Here is an 18559-nt window from a genome sequence, read left to right as displayed (position 1 = left end):
ATAGTGTTCACTGTTGGCGGAGATAGGCTATTTATTGCAGCAGCGCACAAACGTCTGCGGCGTTTTTGCACTTTATCAACGCTGCCACTGACAGCGAGACGCTAAATGCCGAGTTGAGTTTCTCTGCCAGCGTTGGCAGATGGCTGAATTTCAGACCCATGGCGAGAAACGCGGTTTGTTGATGCCATTCAGGCCGTAACGGCTGACCCATCACGGAGCTATAGATCTCCAGCACTTTTTGCTGTGGTGCCGTAAAGGGGGTTGGCGTTGTTGAATGAGATTGCTCGAGTTGGCTACGCAGCGCATGGCGATCGACTTTGCCATTCGCCGAGAGGGGGAAGTGAGTTTGCCGTATGAAGCGGCCAGGGATGTGAGTTCCAGGCAAATAGCGCCGCGCAAAGTTGCGTAGCTCCGACGCGTTGAGCGGCGTTTGCTCACAGGATAAATAGACTGCGCCCAGCGATTTATCTTCTGTGTCGTCCACCGCGTAATCAAGCACCACAATATCGTCAATGGCTGGATGTTGGCGCAATGCCTCCTCGATTTCCGGCAGTGAAACCCGCACGCCGCGAATCTTGACATAGCCATTAATGCGGTTGGCAAACATGATGACGCCATCTGGCCGGTAATAGCCAATATCCCCGCTGCGGAACGTTCGTTCGCTAACGCCTTCTGGCGTCATAATGTTAACAAAGTCGTGCTGCACCAAGACCCCATTTTCCAGATAGCCACAGGCCAGATTAACTCCGGCAGTATGGATACGCCCTGATACGCCGCAAGGACAGTGTTCACCGCTGTCATGGCAGATGAAATACTGATTGCCCACCAGCGGTGTGCCATAGGGAATGGGGGCCACGTCGTTGGCAGTGATCTCGTGCCAGATACTCCAGATGGTTGTTTCCGTCGGGCCGCCGAGTGAAATCAGCCGCAGATGAGGATGCCTTGCCCGTAAGCGCTGGATCGTTGCCGGTTTAATGTAATCACCGCCCTGAGCCACTAGCCGCAGCGAAGAGAGCTGGCTTGGAGTCGCACAATCCAGCAGCATTTCCAGGATCGCCGGCACGGAACACCATAGCGTGACCCGGTGTTGTTCAACCAGGCGGCCCCAACTGATGGCGTCTTTCTCCTCGCACTTGGCGGGTAGCACTAGCGTTGCCCCAACGCTGAGCGAGGCAAACACGTCAAAGACCGACATATCATGGTGCAACGGTGTCACTGAGATAAAGACATCCCGTTCGGTAATCTGCCAGTGCGCAAGGGTTTGCCCAAGCACGTTGGCCGTCGCCCGGTTATTCAGTACGACGCACTTTGGCTTGCCCGTGGTGCCGGAGGTATAGAGATAATAGGCGGGCTGATTGCTGTCGCTCTGAGCGTTAAACCGAGGTGGACAGACATCAGTGGATTTCAGCGCTTCAGGCGTAACTGAGCCAGGGAGCGCAGCGTCTTCCTCACCTATCACCAGCTGTGGCTGACAATTTTCCAGTAAATAACGCGTCCGTTCCGCTGGCGAATTGATATCTATCGGCACCCGGACTATCCCTAATAGCGCGCAGGCTAGCGAGATAGCGATATGTTCCAGGCTACGCGGCAGGTAAATCGCTACCACGCTTTCCACACCCAACTGACGCGCGAGCAGTCCGTTGGCCATGCTGGCGACGAGTTCACCCAGCGCCTGCCAGCGTAATTGTTGCTCCCCACAGATCACCGCCACCCCATCGCGAGCCCCGGAATAGAGATTTTCTGCGATACGGCCCAGAAAATCATCGCTCACGGCGGTGCCAATGGGCGTATTAGCCCGGTAATGCGGGTAATTCATCGCCTCGCGGGCGGGAACATCCAGCGAACCTTGAGAGATCATACGCAGCATGCGTTGATGGATGGCACTTAGCATAACGCTGACCTGCCCGGGTGCCAGCGCCTGCTCAACATAATCGGCAATCAGCAGCAGATTACGCTGCTCATCATGCATCAGGCGAATATCCAGAGCGACCTGCGGCGTTTGGGTCAGGCCACCTTCGGCACGGATTGGTGCGTTGGCTGGTAATGTTTCCCAGTTCAGGCAGTTGGTCAGGATCACCGAGAGCGCCGGTGCACGTGCAGCTCGCGGTGTTAACTGACGAGCCAGATCGACACCCGACCAGGCAAGGTTTTGCAATCCGCCGAGAATATCTTCCTGCAAACGTTGGGCACTGTCGTCAAATGTCTGACGAAGACGGCTGTAGTGAATGGCAATAAACGTTGATCGATTGGCGGGTTGCCCCTCTTTGGCCGGGAAGGCAACAGGTATGCCGACTGTGAGCGCCTCATCTTCCGACCACAGCGCCAGCGTGTCGAGCACGATAGCTGACAGCGTCGTGTTGGCAAACAATCCCTGGGACGTGCCAAGGCGCGTGAGTTGCTTCAGGTGACTGGCATCTAGGGTTTGTTGTTCGCGCCGCCAGCGGGGATGTACGATCTCGCCCAAAGGTTGCTGCCAGGGAAGCGGGGAAGGCGTAACGGCCTGTGCCAGTTTGTCATGCCACCACGCTTTTGCCCGTTCCCGCTGTTTTTCATCTTCTCGCAGTGGCGCTTGGTCATGCGCATATGCCTTAAGTGGCTGCCGATCAAATAGTCGGGCGATAATATGTGAGATCCCTTGCCCGTCGAGGATCAGTGCATCGAAGCTGGTGAATATCAGGGACTCCGTTGCGCCGGGTAAAGTAATCAGAATGATCCGCCAGGGAGGCGAGGACGGATCGTGGCATAGTTGTTGGTAATGCTGTTGTAGCTGACGTATTTGCTTCGCCGCCTCTTCTTCACTGGCATCGCACAGGTCGATCTCTTCCAGATGAGGTTCCAGATCAGGCAGGATGTGCTGCCGCTGGGTTTGTGTATCGATCCGGGTGCGCAACGCTGCGAAGTGATTGACTAACTCTGCCAGCCGACGGCGAAAATGCGCTGGATCGATGTGCCCCCGAAAGGTTCTGAAATCGTGCATGGCAACGCCACCGAGTGGCCATTGTTCACCTCTTCCCAGCAGATAGGCCACTTGGAGCGCCGTTAATGGTTTCCCCATTCCCTCTGCCCGGTGCGGCACCGCCAACCAGTGGGAAACGTTGTCATGAAGGTGCTGTGGTACGACAGCCAAGCGTTCGGCGAACGCATGAAAGCGTGTAAAAAGCTGATGCAGTTGGCCAGGGGGAAATGCGTCTTCACGGACGTCCCAGTTGATCAGTATTTGATCGCCAATCCAGGCCACTTGCGCGTCTAACGCGACCTGCGGCCCTTGAGAGATAACCCACCCCAACTCACCCAACTGTTTGTCGACCCGCTCAGAGAACAATACGCCTCCGGGAATGCCGAACCCGGCGGTAAAGACGATGGGCGAATATTGCAACTGGCCATGCAGACGCGAAAGATCGCGCATCACGCTCACTCCGGAATAGCCGCCATGGCTGATGATTGTGTGCAACTGCGCCATGGTGCGCTGGCAATGATGCAGCAGCGTTTGGTTGGGGTGTACATCGGCACTGAATAATAACAGATCGGAAAAATCACCGACGATGTCAGCAGCGCCTGCTATCTCTGGATCACGGAAAAAAGTCGGTACATTGATACGCAACGCGGGCTGCTGGAAGCCTTCAACCATTGTCAGGGTGAACAACGCGAGGAACAGCGAGCTTAGCGTCAGATGGTGCTCGCGCGCGCAGTTCTGCAAGGCATGGCTGGTTTGAGGTGTCAGCGGGATTGCCATTCTGCGGGTCTGACATAGCCCGTCCGTACCCGCTAAGGGGGGAGCAGGGGGTATGTCGGATAAACGCTGCCGCCACCAGGTGCGATCCCGCTCTCTGGCGCTGAGCAGCAGAGGATCGCTGGTGCGCTGAGTCAGGTAGCGAAACCAGGCCACCTCCATCACTGGGGCGCAGTAAGGCGGTGGCTGTTGGTAGAAGCGGGCGAGAGTTTCCACCACGATGCGAAAGGAGATGGCATCGGCAGCGATCATATCCAGATCGATATGCAGCCGGCTGGCCTGGCCGGGCAATAACGTCAGGCTGATTTCGCAGGGATAGCCTTTATCCCGCAGCAACTGTTGGTTCTCCATCCGCCGCCGCTTGTCAGCCAGCAACCGTTGTACTTCCGCTGGTGAGTGGTGGCAAAAGTCATCAACGTCCGGCGGCGGGTGATGGGCAACCACATGCTGTTGCCCTTCGGCGGTGACATGCAGACGCAGCATTGGGTTGGCATGATAGAGAGCGTCCACTGCGTGACGAAAGCGGGGGATGTCGGTGATCGCGCCATCGAATTCTGCGTACAAATGCGCGGCAACGCCGCCTAATGCCTGCGGAGATTGCTTGCCTACCCATGAAGCCGCCTGCATTGGAGTCAATGATTTCATTGCATATCGTTCCTGAATTGCCCACGGAAGCCGTATAAATATATAGCAAACCTTAATGCGAATGAAAATTATTACTTTTATGTTGTTGGCGATACATTGAGCAGAGTAAGGTTAGGTGAAGCCTATGGGTTCACGCCGTCGGTCGTTGATATCGCACTTCGGAGTCATGCACAAGGAGCAAGCAGCAGATGAGGTTTTTACTGGATAAATGGATGGTTTTATTGCTATTTTCCTGGATTATGGCCTGTAGCCAAAGCTTTGCGCAAGGCTGGCCACGGGAGTTTCACAACGCGGAGGGTTCTGTAACCCAGATCCTGGCGCCTCCCTTGCGTATCCTCTCTACCTCCGTCAGCGTCACCGGAACGCTACTGGCGATCGATGCGCCGGTTGTCGCCAGCGCGACTGCGGTGAACGGTCAATTCTTCGGTCAGTGGGCCGCGGTGGCTGAAGAGCGGAAGATCGCCAAGATTTGGCCCGCTGGCAGCATCGATCTTGAGCAGGTCTATGCCATAGCGCCTGATTTAATCATCGTCTCAATCAATGGCGCGGATTCATCCTTTGCCCATCTGGCGGAGTTACGGGCTATTGCACCGGTGGTTATCGTCAATTACGGCAACCAGACCTGGCAAGCGTTGGCCCGTGAGCTGGGAACCGCGCTGGGCCTTGAGGCGCAGGTTGAACAACGTATTGCGGGTTTTGACGCGCGACTTGCCAATGCCCGCCAGCAGATCCGCATTCCTGACGGGCAAGCCAATATTATCAATTTTAACGGCCCGGGAACGGTTAACCCCATTGCGACACCCGAGAGCGTCCATGCTCGTTTACTGGCGTCGCTGGGGTTTTCGATCGAAGCACCCAATCCGGCATGGCAAAGCAATCTTACCCGCTCCGGTGACTTTATCTGGGCCGAATATGAGAATCTGACGCAGTTAACGGCTGGCACCACGTTTCTGCTGAGCGCAGGTGATGTCAGGATCAACGAATTTTTGCATGACCCGCTGCTCCAGCGTTTGCCTTCGGTACAACAACGCAGGGTTTTCAGCTTGGGTGCACATGCGTTCCGGGTGGATTACTACAGTGCCAGTGAGATGGTGGCAGAAATTGTCCGTCATTTTCCCAACCCCCCAATGCAGGAGCGGTGAAATGCTTGCTTGGCGACAGGCTGGCCTGATCCCAGGCCTGGTTTTGCTGTTGGCTCTCGGCTTCTTCAGCCTCTATTTCGGTGCTCGTGCCATTGCTCCTGCGGTGGTTTGGCAGGCGCTTACGCAGTTTGATCCCCTCAATAGCGAGCATTTGCTGGTTTGCTATCTGCGGTTGCCGCGCACCTTATTAGCGATGGTGGTTGGCGCGGCACTTGGCGCGGCCGGTGTCATTATGCAGACGCTTACCCGTAACCCTCTGGCCGATCCTGGCTTACTCGGTGTGAATGCCGGTGCCACATTGGCGATCGTCCTGTCGATTGGGCTGTTTAACGTGACGGATGTCTTTAGCACGATGTGGTTTGGTATGGCTGGTGCGGCGCTGGTCAGCATTGCGGTGTTACTGATTGGTGGCATTGATGGCAATAATCCGGTGAAGGTTGTGTTGGCCGGGGCGGCGCTAACCATTGTGCTGCTTAGCCTGACGCAGCTTGTCATCATCAATAGTGACACGCAGGCGTTCGATCGCTTTCGGCACTGGGTGATTGGCTCGTTACAGGGAAGAGGATTCGACGTACTGCTTCCGGTTGCCATGTTGGTCGGCGTGGGTCTATTGCTGGCGCTGGCAGGCAGCAAAATGTTGGACATCGCGGCGCTCGGCTCGGAGAGCGGCCAGGCGCTCGGCGTTAATCCACGCTGGCTGTTGGCGATGTCCGCGTTAATTATCGTGATCCTGGCCGGTGCGGCCACGGCAGCCGCTGGGCCAGTCGTCTTTGTTGGCCTGACCGCGCCGCACTTTGCCCGTGCCGTTGCCGGATCACAGCATCGAGCGCTATTGCCCTGGGCCATGTTGTTTTCTGCCGTGGTAGTGTTGCTGGCCGATATTCTGGGACGCGTGATTGGTTATCCCGGTGAGGTCAGCGTTGGCATCATGGTGGCGTTGATCGGTGGCCCCTGCTTTGTGTGGTTGGTGAAGCGTTGGCAGGGGGAGCGGATATGAGCGCCAACAGGGCGGTGCTAGTGTGCCTGGTTTTGGTCTCTCTGCTGCTGGTTGCTGCCATGTTCGCGCTGACGGTAGGGCGCTTTACGCTGCCGGTATCGAGCGTTTTGCAGGCCATAAGCGGGGAGGGCAACCCCATGGCGCAGCAAATTGTCAGAGCGATCCGCCTGCCGCGTGTGTTGACCGCGATTTTAGTGGGCTGCGCTTTGGGCATTTCTGGGGCGATTTTTCAGTCGGTATCGCGTAATGCGCTTGGGTCGCCAGACGTTATCGGCTTTACCACCGGTGCGGCAACCGGTGCGATTGTGCAGATTGTACTGCTCAACGGTAACGCTATAGCGATTGTGTTGTCGGCAGTGGTCGGGGGGTTGGCAACATCACTGTTGGTCTACTGGTTAGCCCACCATCGCGGTGTGGTAAAGGGATACCGCCTGATATTGATGGGCATTGGCGTCGGCGCGGTACTCAGTGCCTTGAATGGCCTGTTGTTGGTTAAGGGCGATATTGATAATGCCGTGATGGCTACGCTATGGCTGGCGGGGACCACTCAGGGACGAAACTGGCTGCACGTTATCCCGGTGGCTACCAGCATTGCGTTGTTATTGCCGGTGGTGCTGATGTGTGCCAGGGAGCAGAACATCATAAGAATGGGGGATGAGGTTGCCAACCAACTGGGGGTACGTGTACAGCTGATCCGTAAGGTCATGACGTTTTGTGGGGTGATCCTGGCTGCGGTGGCAACCAGTGCTGCGGGGCCAATCGCTTTTATCGCACTCATGGCACCACAGTTGGCAATGCGCCTGACACGTAGCCCAAACCTGCCGGTGGTCAGCGCGGGGCTGGTGGGCGGATGCCTACTGTTAGGGGCTGACATTGCCGCTCAGATACAGCCATCAGGGCTGACGATGCCGGTTGGATTAATGACTGGGGTGATAGGTGGTGGATATTTATTGGTTCTGTTGCTGCGCGGTGGCCCCCGTTAAGGCTTGGGGATGTTTGTCGCATTTTTGATCAAATTGGTTTGCATTCAATTTTGTAAATGATTATCGTTTGTGATTATAAATGTGTTTGCCTTCTGGTTGACGTACCTCGGGAAATGCCAGTCGATGACGAATAATAAGGCCGTAAAGGCCAGCTATTAAGCAGTGTGTTCTTTGTCGCTCAGTTGAAAAACTAAAAATTTAGTGCGCATTTGGCAAAGGAGAAATCAATGAGCGAACTAAAGGGTGATAAGAAAATCTCGGCTCCACTAGGTAACCTGCCTCACCGTATTACTGAAAAATATGATATTCCCTCTGCCGTTCTGGGGTTATGTGTCTTTGTTGCCGCAGAGGCTATTGCTGCCGATGCCCCCCCAATACGCAGTGAGAATAACGAGCCAGACACCATTATTGTCACCGGCGAAAAAGTAAGGCGCACTATTTACGATACCAGCTCAAGTATTGAGGTATTTGATGATGTGAGGATCGATTCTCTGCCCGGTGCAGCGCAGGTGTCTGACTTATTAAAAATGACGGTCAACGTCGTGGATACCGGTATTGGCAACGATATCCCAACCATTCGTGGCATTGATGGCTCAGGGCCAGCCAATGGTGCCAACGCCTTCCTGAGCGGTACGCGGCCACGCATGAACCTCTCATTGGATGGGCGTTCCCTTACCTACAACGAACTGGCCGTCGGGCCGCAATCCCTGTGGGATATGGAACGGGTCGAAGTCTATCGAGGGCCGCAGAACTACATTCAGGGGCGCAACGCGATTGCTGGTGCCGTGGTGATGAGCAGCAAGGATCCGACGTTTGACTGGACGTCGGCGGTCAGGGCCGGGGGCGGTAATCAGGACACGACTCAAACTTCCGCCATGCTATCGGGACCGATTGTTGAGGATCAACTGGCGTTTCGTCTGAGCGCCGATCGCCAGCGGCGTGAGAGTTTTGTCGATCTGATCTCCTACGATCCGGTGGGTAATCCGCGTGAAATCGAAGTGACCAACGTCCGTGGAAAGCTGTTGTACAACCCGGCCGGGCTGCGCGATCTCACCACCAAGCTTGCGATAAATCACTATGAGAGCCAAGCGCCGCAGAATGAAGCGTTAAGCCCGGCCAACCATGTCAGTGCCCGTTTTGACCGGCGTCGCCCGGTTATTGAGACCCAATCCACCAGTGGTATCTGGGATATCGCCTGGGAGCCTTCGGAGCAGTTAAGCGTCCAGAACAAGCTGATTTATACTGATTTTAATAACCATCGCCGCACCGTCGAAACGCTGCCGTGGGCCGACATTGAAGGGAAAGAGTGGCAAGTAGAGCCGCTGGTGCTGTTTGGTACACCAAACGATCGTTGGCGCGGTCTGGTTGGTGCCCGTTACTTCCATGCCTCACAGGATGAGTTTGTGAACCTGTTTCCAGGCGGTAGCCCGTTCAAGGATAAAACAGATACCTACGCCGCCTTTGGTGAAATGACCTGGGCTGCGTTACCCCATATTGATATTACCGTCGCCAGCCGGGTGGAGAGAGAGCACCGTCAACGCAAAGGCGGCAAGGCGCGTAAGGTCGATTTCGATGAAACCTGGGATGTGTTCCTGCCCAAACTGGATGTCGCGTGGAAGCCTTCATCGCGACAAACCTTTGGCGCCAAAGTGGCCCGCGGCTATAACGGCGGTGGTGCTGGGATGACGTTTTCCGCGCCGTTGATCAACTATACCTACGATCCCGAATATGTCTGGAACTATGAGCTGTATAGCCGCCATGGCATCAGGGATCTTGATATCGAGATCATCACCAACCTGTTCTATAACGACTACAAAGACATGCAGTTGCCGTATTATCTGGACTCCAACATGAGTTCAATGATGATCCGCAATGCAGATAAGGTCGAAACCTATGGCGCTGAGCTTGGGGCTATCTGGAAACCGACGGGGAATTTTGAGTTGAATAGCTCGGTGGGGTTATTAAAAACCAAAATCAAGAAATTCTCCGACAGCAGGATCGATGGGCATGAATTACCGCGCGCTCCAGCAGTCACCGCCAATATGGGGGCGAAATATAATCTTATGCCCGGGTTGGAATTAAGCGGCAACGTGACGTATTCCGATACCTATTATTCCCAATACGACAACGATCAACGCGGGAAAATCCCCTCCAAAGCGATTGCCAATATGCAGTTGGCTTACACCTTCAAGCAAGGACGCGTCAGCGTGTTTGCGCAAAACCTGTTTGATTCGGACAAACGCATCATGGTGATGAATAACGACGTTTCGACGGCGGTTATTCAGCGGCCGCGCCTGGTGGGTGCTGTCGTTCAATTGGATTTCTAAGGCTATCTAAATAGCTGCACTTAATAGTGCTACAGGTGGGGAGCATGCAGAACGCCGACACGCCGTAAATCCGTCCATGGAGGCTCGAAATCGCGCATCCCTGCGCTCAACGGTCGGCTAACCTGCATGCTCCCCGCCTGTCTCGGGTTTGGGGTGTAGCGATATTAAACACAGTTATTTAGCGCCAATGGCTGGTGAAGCAGGCTTTTGCCCTGGGAGAAGAATATGAACAGTATTGTTAGCGAATTTACCGGTGATGAAGAGGCGGTCAGCGATTTCGAACAGCAGGCCTGGTTCGAACATCAGCAACAACTGCATGGAGAGGGCCAACAGGTGCAGGCCTGGCAGTTAACCGGTGCCGTGGATTATGAGCGATTGATCCGCGCTCTGGAACAAAGCCAACGGCAATTGCCCGGAGCAAATGCCCGTTATGTTTATAGTGATAACGGACTGGTGCGCTACAACCAGCCGCGCTCACAGCCTCCGGTGGCAATTCAGACAATCCACTATCCTCGGGAAGCCATTGGTGCTCTGCTGCACACCAAAGAAACGCCTTTCGATCTGGAGCAAGCGCCACCGCTGCGTTTTATGCTGTTTCGCGCCGATAGGGAAGGCGTATTGGGGATTGCGGTGCATCGCATTTTGTCTGCGACGCTGAGTTGGCAAGATATCCTGCATACCGTCAGTGCACTGTATCAGCAGCAGGTTACCCCAACAGCATCTGTGCCACTGAAGAGCCGTTCGTCAAGCCTCGATTTAACACCGTCGCTGCATTTGGAAGACATCATTATTACTCCGCTCGCATTACCGTCAGAGGGTGAGATACGACAACATATCCTGCACGCTTTTCAGGAGGCGCTCGCAGCGCCTACGATGGGAGAAAATGATGACTTCTTCGATTTCGGCGGGCACTCGTTGATTGCCACACGCGTTATTGGCCGCCTGAAGAGCCAGCATCAGCTTGAGATCAATATTAACGACCTCTTCAGCCACCCCAGCGCGGCTCAACTGGCGCATTACGCCCGCATCGCTAATCCTTTGCCTGCTTCATCGGCTAAGCCAACGGAGAGTTTGGCCTCGCTAAGCCCGCAGGCTCCTTTATCGCTGGCGCAACGCTCCTTGTGGAAAATCTATCGGGCGCTTGGTTGCGGCGAGGCCTTCAACATCCCCTTTGCTCTACGCTTTATCGATCCGATTGATGAAGGGCTGTTCTTCCTGGCTTTTCAGGATATTTTGCTGCGCCATCCGGCCCTGCGCACCCTGTTTGTCGCTATCTCCGATGAGGTTTATCAGCAGGTTATCCCCGCGGAAATGCTGTCTCAGTATGAATGGTTCTGGCACTCGCAGCCGCAGGGTATTCCGCTGCGTGACGCGTTACAGCGCGCCGCTGAACACCACTTTGCGCTAGACGATGAATTACCGGTACGCATCACCTTCTTGAGAGATGAAGAAAATCACCAACAGGTGGTTTCGCTGCTGTTCCACCATATCGTGTTGGACGAGTGGTCGGTGAATATCCTGATGGATGAGCTGGCTCAGGCGATGGCCAGCCGCTCCGCCGGCTTAGCTCCGCAGTGGCAGCAGATTCCCGTCCCCTTCCACGCCTTCGCGATCCAACAGCAGCAAGCCGGGTTTAACGATCGCCATCTTGCCTTCTGGTTGGAACGTCTGCGCAACGCACCGCCAGCGGCACCGATTTTCTCAACCACTGAGCAAACCACCCTGTCGGATCTCAGCGGTAATTGGGTCGAGTTCAAGCTTGAACATGCGATTTCCTATGGGCTTTACCGCCTGGCCAAACAGCAGGGCGCGTCGCTGTTTAACGTGGTTTACAGCGGGATTGCTGCGGCGTTGCACCTGCTTGGCGGCGCGAAGGAACTGGTCATTGGCACTTCTGCCTCTGGACGCAATGACGCGCAGTTTTTCGATACCATCGGGTACTTCACCACCGTGGTCGCCCATCGCATCGTTTTTGCCGATGACACCACGCTCGATGCGCTGATCGATGATGTAAAACGGCAGATAAATGATTCGATGCCGTTTACCGACATTCCGATCGATCTGGTGGAAGAAGGGCTGTTTGGTGACAACGCACCGCCTGACAGCCATATGTTTGAGGTCTTCATTCAACTCCATGCCAAAAATAAGCTCAATGGGGCTTTTAGCTTGGCCGATGGTCAGTTGGTCCGCTTCCGCCAGATCGATCCCGCAAAGACAGAGTCGGTGCTGGGGTTGCAGTTTGAGGTGATGGAAGAGCAGATCGACGGTGAATCTGCCGTGCGTGTCATGATGAGTTATCGCACCGATCGCTATTCATACGCGCAGGTGCAACAAATCATCCAAACGACGCGTCAGTTGTTTGGCGTTATGGCCAGCTCGGTGGGCCAACCGCCGGTATGTCTTGCTGCGCTACGCCATAACAGGAGCATGCTATGAAACAGCCGCAGTTGACCGATATTCAACGTATCTACCCGGCCAAAACGTTGGTAGAGCTGGTTTATAGCGCCTCGCAACAGGCGTTATTTGTCAGCTCTCCCGATTGGGAGGATGAAGGGCAATCCAGCATACTGCGGATCAACCCGCAGACCTTGACCGTTGAGGTAACGATCCCGTTACCGGTCAAAGGGTTTGGCGTAGCCCTGGACGATCGCCGTGGGCATCTTTACCTGTCACAAGGGTTCAACGGTACCGCCGCCGTGGTGGATATCGCTGCCAATCGGCTCATTGCGACCATTCCGCTGATGGAGGAGATTACTTTCCATGACCTGTACCAACGGGAGGGAATTGTCGGAGCGCGGCAGGCGTTCTTGATGCGAGAGTTGGAGCGCTTTGGCGTGAGCGAAGGCTTTCCCTGGAAGCTGCGGGAGCTGGTTTTCGATCCGCGCAGCGAGCGGTTGTTCTTGCCGGGGCTGGGGCTAGGTATCGATAGCGTGCTGTTTGTGGTGGATACGCGTAAGCGCAGGCTGGAGAAAATCATTCACGGTTTCGGTTATAACGTGGTGGGGATTACGCTGGACGAAACCGGGCGTCGTGTCTTTGTCTCTAACATGCAGGGCCAACTGTTTGTCGTTGATCCAGATAGTCTGGAGATCGTTTCCCGCAAGGAGATCGACGTCGATCAGTTATTGAATATGGTCTATGACCCGCAGCAAAACCGCATCTTTGGCGTCGATCAGGGCATTGACCGCAGTGATTGGCGCAACAACCATCTGGCACGAGATTATATTGCTCGCAGCGCGGGTCATCAGGTTTTCGTTCTGAATGCGGAGAGTGGCGAGGTTATCGCGCGTATGGCAACGGATGAAGTACCGATCGGCCTGGTGTGGGATAGCGAGCGGCAAAGGCTTTACGTCGCCAATCGCAAGGGGATTCGCGTCGAGAAAGGTGAAGGGACGCTTACGGTGTTTGATACTGCCAATTATCACCTGGTCCAGACCGTAGCGATGGCCCCGCATCCCAATAGCCTGGCATTTGATGGAGATAAACAGAGCCTGTTTATTACCGTTAAAAACGATGAAACGATGATTAAGGCAGGGCTGCCGGAATGTGTTGCCCGTATGTCATTGCGCGAGTGAAGGGACAAGGGAGGTAAAGTAAATTGCCTGGGTTAAAGCTGCATGGATTCAATAATCTGACCAAAAGCCTGAGTTTTTGTATCTACGATATTTGTTACGCTGAAACGGTGGCAGAGCGCGACAGCTATATTGCCTATATAGACGAGCAATACAATGCCAACCGGCTGACTGAGCTCCTGGTCGAAACCTGTTCGCTGATTGGTGCCAATGTGCTGAATATTGCTCATCAGGACTATGAACCCCAAGGTGCCAGCGTGGCGATCCTCGCCAGTGAGGAGCCTATTGGCCAAAGCAGCGTTAAGGCACCCCAGTCAGACTCCGTCGTGGCGCATTTGGACAAAAGCCATATCTGCGTACACACCTACCCGGAAAGTCATCCTGGCAGTGGGATTTGCACCTTTCGCGCCGATATTGAAGTTTCAACCTGCGGGGTAATTTCGCCACTGAAGGCCCTTGACTACCTGATCCATCAGTTAGAGTCGGATATTGTCACGATAGATTATCTGATCAGAGGTTTTACCCGGGATGTGAATGGCGTAAAGCATTACATCGATCATGAGATCAATTCGATCCAAAATTTCATCTCGGCAGAGATAAAGTCGTTATACCACTTGGTGGATGTCAACGTTTATCAGGAAAATATCTTCCATACCAAGATGTTGATGAAAGCGTTCGACTTGAACCATTACCTGTTCAACGTCCGGCCGGAAGCCTTCAGCAAGGCAAAGCAGCAAAGGATCACCAATCTGTTGTGCAAAGAGATGAGGGAAATTTACTCTGGCAAGAACATCCCGCAGATGCCGTAGGATAAGTTCAAGCCAACCTTTTGGTTCTTCTCAGCTCCGTGGGGGTTAAGCCAAAACGCTGCTTAAAATTCTGAGTAAAACGTGATTGAGACAGGTATCCACACTGTTCCGCGATCAAGTTGATGGATTGCTCTGTGGTTTGTAACAGATGCAGGCCAAGGCCTAATCGCGCCCTGTCTTTGATTTCCTTGATGGAGGTATTTTCTGCTTTCAGTTTGCGGCGTAGCGTCGACTCGCTCATTGCCAGGGTGGCGCATATTTTATCTGTCGTCACCTCATGAAAATCACGTTTGATGAGCAGCTCATGTATTTTAAGACTGACCTTGGGCCTTCCCACCATGAGGGCAACGTCTTGGTGACCCAGATGGTAAAGCAACAGCAAGAGCTCTTTTTTTCTTGATGACACAATACTCTGTGGAGCCCAGGCTGATATTTCGATGAATTGCCGCAAGCAATGCTCTATTTCATCGGTTGTCTTACCCACCAAGCAGTCAATCTTGTGGTCAGTGTGACTTATGGGCAGCCCTGCGAAGTCATGATGATTAAACTCGATAACGATGGCGATGTATTTCTTTTTGTTCGGGATGTTCCGCATGTGGACGGAAGGGTTATCCGACAGAAAAATAAAGCTGCCCGTCTGGCAGGTTAATTCTAAATCTCTGCCAATTTTCTTTTCACCACTAATCACAAAGATTAGCAACGGTTTGGCGACCGGAATGTTTAAAATATTCTGTTCATAAGTTGACGAATAAACAAAATAAGGGAGGTCCAGATCGGTCGACTGGTGTTGCTGGATAAGGCGCATGATATCGTCCATTACCTTCACCTGAACACTCCCCCTGACTACCGCTTTTCCAAATGCTCACAACGTATAACCACCAGTGAGCGCGAGATTTAAAGTATAACTACTTAATATTTAAATGATAAGTCTATCAATCACGTTTATACAAGGCTTCAATCGTGCTTGAGCCCAGTGTATGAGCGTGAACCATATAACCCGTCAATGCGCCGGAGGCATTTTCTGGCAGCTGTACTTTTTGGGACAGCGCGTAGATCGTAAACTGGTAGCGATGCATGCCGTGCTTTTCAGGAGGGCAGGCCCCACCGAATCCTCGTTGACCGAAATCGTTATTCATCTGGCTACTGCCGACAGGCAATACGGGCTTACTCACATTACCGGCTCCCGTAGGCAGGCTGGTAACGTCTTTCGGGATATTGACGACCTGCCAATGCCACCAGCCGCTGCCTGTTGGTGCATCGGGATCATAGGCGAAAACGGCAAAGGCTGCGGTTCCTTGAGGAGCCCCAGACCAGGATAGCTGTGGTGAAAGATTCTTGCCATCACAGCCAAATCCCTGAAATTCTTGCGACTGGCTCATCTCTTTGCCATGGCTAATGTCCGTGCTTGATAATTTAAATGCGTCCGCCATGGCCGATGTGCAGGCAAACATGATGAAGGGTAAGGCCAGTTTGATGGCTAAAGGGTGCATTGAAGCTCTCCAGGTTGCTGATATGCAAGAGCTATACATCATATCGAGTCAGGCAAACCTGAGTTACCCACAAAACCGTCAAGTTTTCGCTCTATTCATTCATGTTTTCATTCTGCGCCAATATTGCCGAATAGCGCAGAGGAGTCAGTCATAAGTGATATCAAACCGTATTGCGCTTTTCACTTTGCCGGGCGTTGCGCGTCCTGTCGCATAATATTCGTAGCTGATATCACACTGGCTCTGATTATTGACAATCACTGCACAGCCAACGCGCGGACTGGTGCGTAAATCCAACGGACTGTCGTTCATCAGCAGCCTGATTTCGACGTTTTCGGCCTCGCCATTCAGCGTATTGAGCAGATTGCCGCTATCGGCACTGACCGTCGCCCCGTTGGCCAGCGTGATATAGGGGGTATACCCGTTGGTACAATGCACGCCGCCAATCGAGATGCTGCCTTGTGACCGGCCATGAGCCATCCCCGCAGTATGCAAGTTCCCCACAGAAACCGTTGGCATCGCCCAATCGTAGTCTTTATGGTCTTGTCCCTCGACGCTGTCGAAGTAACAGGTGGCGATCTTGATGGAACCAGTCACGTTTAGTACTCCAGTGGAGGCGGCCTCTGCGTGTTGCCCGCCGCCAATCAGCGTCAGCAGAGCAAATAGGCCCAGCGTAGTGGTTATCTTCATGCTCCGCTCCCGGTCATTGGTAAGTGATCATAAATTCGATTTGGGCATCGGCCTTACCTGCCCGGATTAGGGCTGAGGTTTGCACGTAGGTCGCCTTGACACCCAGGTGGTAATCACCGCCACGCTCCTCAAGGAAACTAATGTAATTGGCCAGATTGATGTCATGGTTGAATTTGGCCCGTTGGTAGTTGCCGTTCTCCTGCTGCAAACTTAGTTGGACACCGACTCCAGAGGCGGCATCACCGGCTTCGGTATTGAGCTGCGAGATCCCCTGCTCGGCATCGACAAATCCGTTACGTGGCGTCAGCCTGAGGCTGATAACGTTGGGTTTGAACACGCCGTAAGAAGTTGAACCGTAGAAAGCGGGGCAACCCGACAGCACAATCTGGGTCTCGGCACTGCCTGCCGTGCTGCCAATACCGTTGAACTCATCGGGGAAGTGTTCCCCAAGTGGCAGGTAATAATTGCTGCCCACGTTGCAGGTGGCCGGGATTGCCGTCAGGTTGCCAACGATAGCGGTGCGTTGATAAACAAAGCTCTCACCATTACCGTCGAAGGACGTTTGGAATTTGGGTAAGTCACTGCTACCAATGGAACCGCTACCGATGTTGGCGGCGGTCTTGATAAAGGCCACGTTAAAGCTGATCGTGGCATCGTCTTGGTTGGTTAGATTGATGACGTTGTTGCTGCTGCTCGAAAGATAGGATGTGAGTCGGCCTGGATTAAACAGGCGGGAGCCGCCGCTGCCATCAGGCGTGCCTTGCCACAGCGCCACCCCAATGCCGGAAATACTGGTATTGAATACGATGGGGAAGGTGGCATCACGATAGCTGGATTGACCATGCGGAGCGCTGGTTAAGGTGCTGACCAGATCGTAAACGCCGATACGGCACAGCAGTTTGGCACCGTTGCCATTGGTCTGGATGCGCTGGGAATAGACCACGCTGCCGATGGGCAGATCTTCTCCCACGGTAATATACCCTCCGATAGTCAAACGGGTGTCCAGCGGAGAATTGACCGCTGAGCTGCTATCCCAGTCGCAACCCGCCGCTGCGAGCGTATTCTGTGCATACATTGCGCAACATAGCATCAGAGTGGTGACGGTTCCTGAGGCGATTCTTGGTGCCATTTGGGTTCTCATTAGTGTAGGTATTCGGTCACTGGCAGACGCCCTGGATCACCTGTTTGCTCTCTTCAGGCGATGTGGGTGGCAGCGAATAATGGATGTCACAATGTTCTGCCTGGGTGTCACCCCATCGCACCTGTAACACACCCGTCTGAGCAAGATCGTTGGCAATTACCAGGCTGGCTTGGCCGACGATGCCGACAGTATTGTTCTGCCCGTCATAGACGTTGGCCGCAAAGGGGAGTGGGGTTCCGTCTGGCCGTTTGGCCTTGATGTAGGTCACCACGCTCTGTTTGGTCTGATAATCCAGCAGCACCAACGCACCCGCACGCGGGGCAACCTGGTTACTGGTGGACAGCAATTCCACGTTCTGTGAACTCCCTTTCGGGTCGATATCCACCTGATTGAGATGGTAAGGCTGAAGGTAAGGTACAATTGCATAGCCAAAACGGTCGATATGCACCCCGGAAGCACTGGTGACCCGAGCACCTTTGGCTCCCGGTGCTCGTACCAAACCGCCGGTTTCGCCGAGGGCTTGCCCCAGCGTAATTCCACCTCGGTGGGCGACGATGGCCCCATCCAGGTTGCCAGAAAACTGTTGACTACCCTGGCTGGAGCTGAAGGAGGCACCCATGTTGGCAAAGGAGGCGTGGTAGCCTACGTTACTGCTAAAGACGTTACTATTGCCTGCCGTGTTACGACTGCCACTGACGCCATAATTGAACTGGCTCTGTTCACCCGCATTGCCCTATATCCCGATAAGGCCCGTACTGCCTTTGCTGTCAGTGGTTCCCGTCATGCTGAGCGTTGGCGCTTGGGGGCTAGAGCCTAATGGGAGCGAAAGAGTCAGTGCATACTGGGTTTCCCGCCGATCCCCCGCCGTATTGCCTGAATTTTCATTGCTCCGGCTGCTCAGCGTGCGGTTGACTGAAAGGGAGTAGCTGAGATTGCGCCAGAAGTTGCTATAGCCAATCTGCATGCTGTGCTGTGATCCACTTTGCTGCCAGTAAGTGGCTTGGCTGCCCGTGGTGATGCCGCGCGCGATAAATGG

General features: G+C 54.1%; 13 protein-coding genes and 1 pseudogene. 7 read left to right on the top strand and 7 right to left on the bottom strand.

All coding sequences use genetic code 11. From position 1 onward, the window contains the following. Positions 1-31: 31 nt before the first annotated feature. Positions 32-4375, bottom strand: coding sequence for an amino acid adenylation domain-containing protein (locus U869_RS0119000; RefSeq protein WP_025119643.1), 4344 nt, complete (start codon positions 4373-4375; stop codon positions 32-34). A gap of 188 nt (positions 4376-4563) precedes the next feature. Between U869_RS0119000 and fepB the strand changes: the two genes are divergently transcribed. The 7 genes from fepB (at position 4564) to speD (ending at position 14205) form a co-directional block, all read left to right on the top strand. Continuing rightward, positions 4564-5517 (top strand): Fe2+-enterobactin ABC transporter substrate-binding protein, encoded by a 954-nt coding sequence (gene fepB, locus U869_RS0118995; RefSeq protein ID WP_025119642.1) that lies wholly within the window; start codon positions 4564-4566, stop codon positions 5515-5517. Position 5518: 1 nt separating this feature from the next. Further along, positions 5519-6514 carry an iron ABC transporter permease gene (locus U869_RS0118990; protein ID WP_025119641.1) on the top strand — a complete coding sequence of 332 codons (996 nt, stop codon included), beginning with the start codon at positions 5519-5521 and terminating at the stop codon, positions 6512-6514. Further along, entirely contained in the window at positions 6511-7497 is a 987-nt protein-coding gene (locus tag U869_RS0118985; RefSeq protein WP_025119640.1) for an iron chelate uptake ABC transporter family permease subunit, read from the top strand. Before U869_RS0118990 ends, U869_RS0118985 begins: the two co-directional genes overlap by 4 nt. Positions 7498-7724: 227 nt before the next feature. Continuing rightward, positions 7725-9824, top strand: coding sequence for a TonB-dependent receptor (locus tag U869_RS0118980; protein WP_025119639.1), 2100 nt, complete (start codon positions 7725-7727; stop codon positions 9822-9824). A 225-nt stretch (positions 9825-10049) separates the two neighbouring features. Next, a complete protein-coding gene (locus U869_RS0118975) occupies positions 10050-12260 on the top strand; it encodes a condensation domain-containing protein (protein ID WP_025119638.1) in 2211 nt (736 codons plus the stop codon). Next, the gene (locus U869_RS0118970) at positions 12257-13399 is read left to right on the top strand and encodes a YncE family protein (RefSeq protein WP_025119637.1); all 1143 of its coding nucleotides are present in this window, start codon (positions 12257-12259) and stop codon (positions 13397-13399) included. The genes U869_RS0118975 and U869_RS0118970 overlap by 4 nt, the downstream gene beginning before the upstream one ends. 23 nt (positions 13400-13422) lie before the next feature. Then, positions 13423-14205, top strand: a complete 783-nt coding sequence (gene speD / locus U869_RS0118965) for an adenosylmethionine decarboxylase (protein WP_025119636.1) — start codon at positions 13423-13425, stop codon at positions 14203-14205. A gap of 7 nt (positions 14206-14212) precedes the next feature. On the opposite strand, the gene U869_RS0118960 is transcribed toward speD, so the two are convergent. The 6 genes and pseudogenes from U869_RS0118960 to U869_RS32585 all read right to left on the bottom strand — a co-directional run. Beyond that, positions 14213-15022: a helix-turn-helix transcriptional regulator gene (locus tag U869_RS0118960; protein WP_025119635.1), complete on the bottom strand. Its 810-nt coding sequence runs from the start codon at positions 15020-15022 to the stop codon at positions 14213-14215. A gap of 115 nt (positions 15023-15137) precedes the next feature. After that, on the bottom strand, positions 15138-15695 hold the full coding sequence (locus U869_RS0118955; protein ID WP_025119634.1) for a YbhB/YbcL family Raf kinase inhibitor-like protein: 558 nt from the start codon (positions 15693-15695) through the stop codon (positions 15138-15140). A gap of 144 nt (positions 15696-15839) precedes the next feature. After that, positions 15840-16382, bottom strand: coding sequence for a fimbrial protein (locus U869_RS0118950; RefSeq protein WP_025119633.1), 543 nt, complete (start codon positions 16380-16382; stop codon positions 15840-15842). Positions 16383-16395: 13 nt separating this feature from the next. Next, complete coding sequence (locus tag U869_RS0118945; protein WP_157834744.1) at positions 16396-17511, bottom strand: fimbrial protein; 1116 nt, start codon at positions 17509-17511, stop codon at positions 16396-16398. A 28-nt stretch (positions 17512-17539) separates the two neighbouring features. Beyond that, positions 17540-17791, bottom strand: coding sequence for a FimD/PapC C-terminal domain-containing protein (locus U869_RS32590; protein WP_232785379.1), 252 nt, complete (start codon positions 17789-17791; stop codon positions 17540-17542). A gap of 36 nt (positions 17792-17827) precedes the next feature. Then, positions 17828-18541, bottom strand: a pseudogene (locus U869_RS32585) (fimbria/pilus outer membrane usher protein); the annotation flags it as partial. Positions 18542-18559 lie beyond the last annotated feature (18 nt).

The sequence above is a fragment of the Serratia sp. H1w genome (assembly GCF_000633355.1).
Lineage (GTDB): Bacteria > Pseudomonadota > Gammaproteobacteria > Enterobacterales > Enterobacteriaceae > Chania.
The sequence above is the reverse complement of the archived record's forward strand: the minus strand, read 5'-3'. Positions and strand labels throughout refer to the sequence as shown.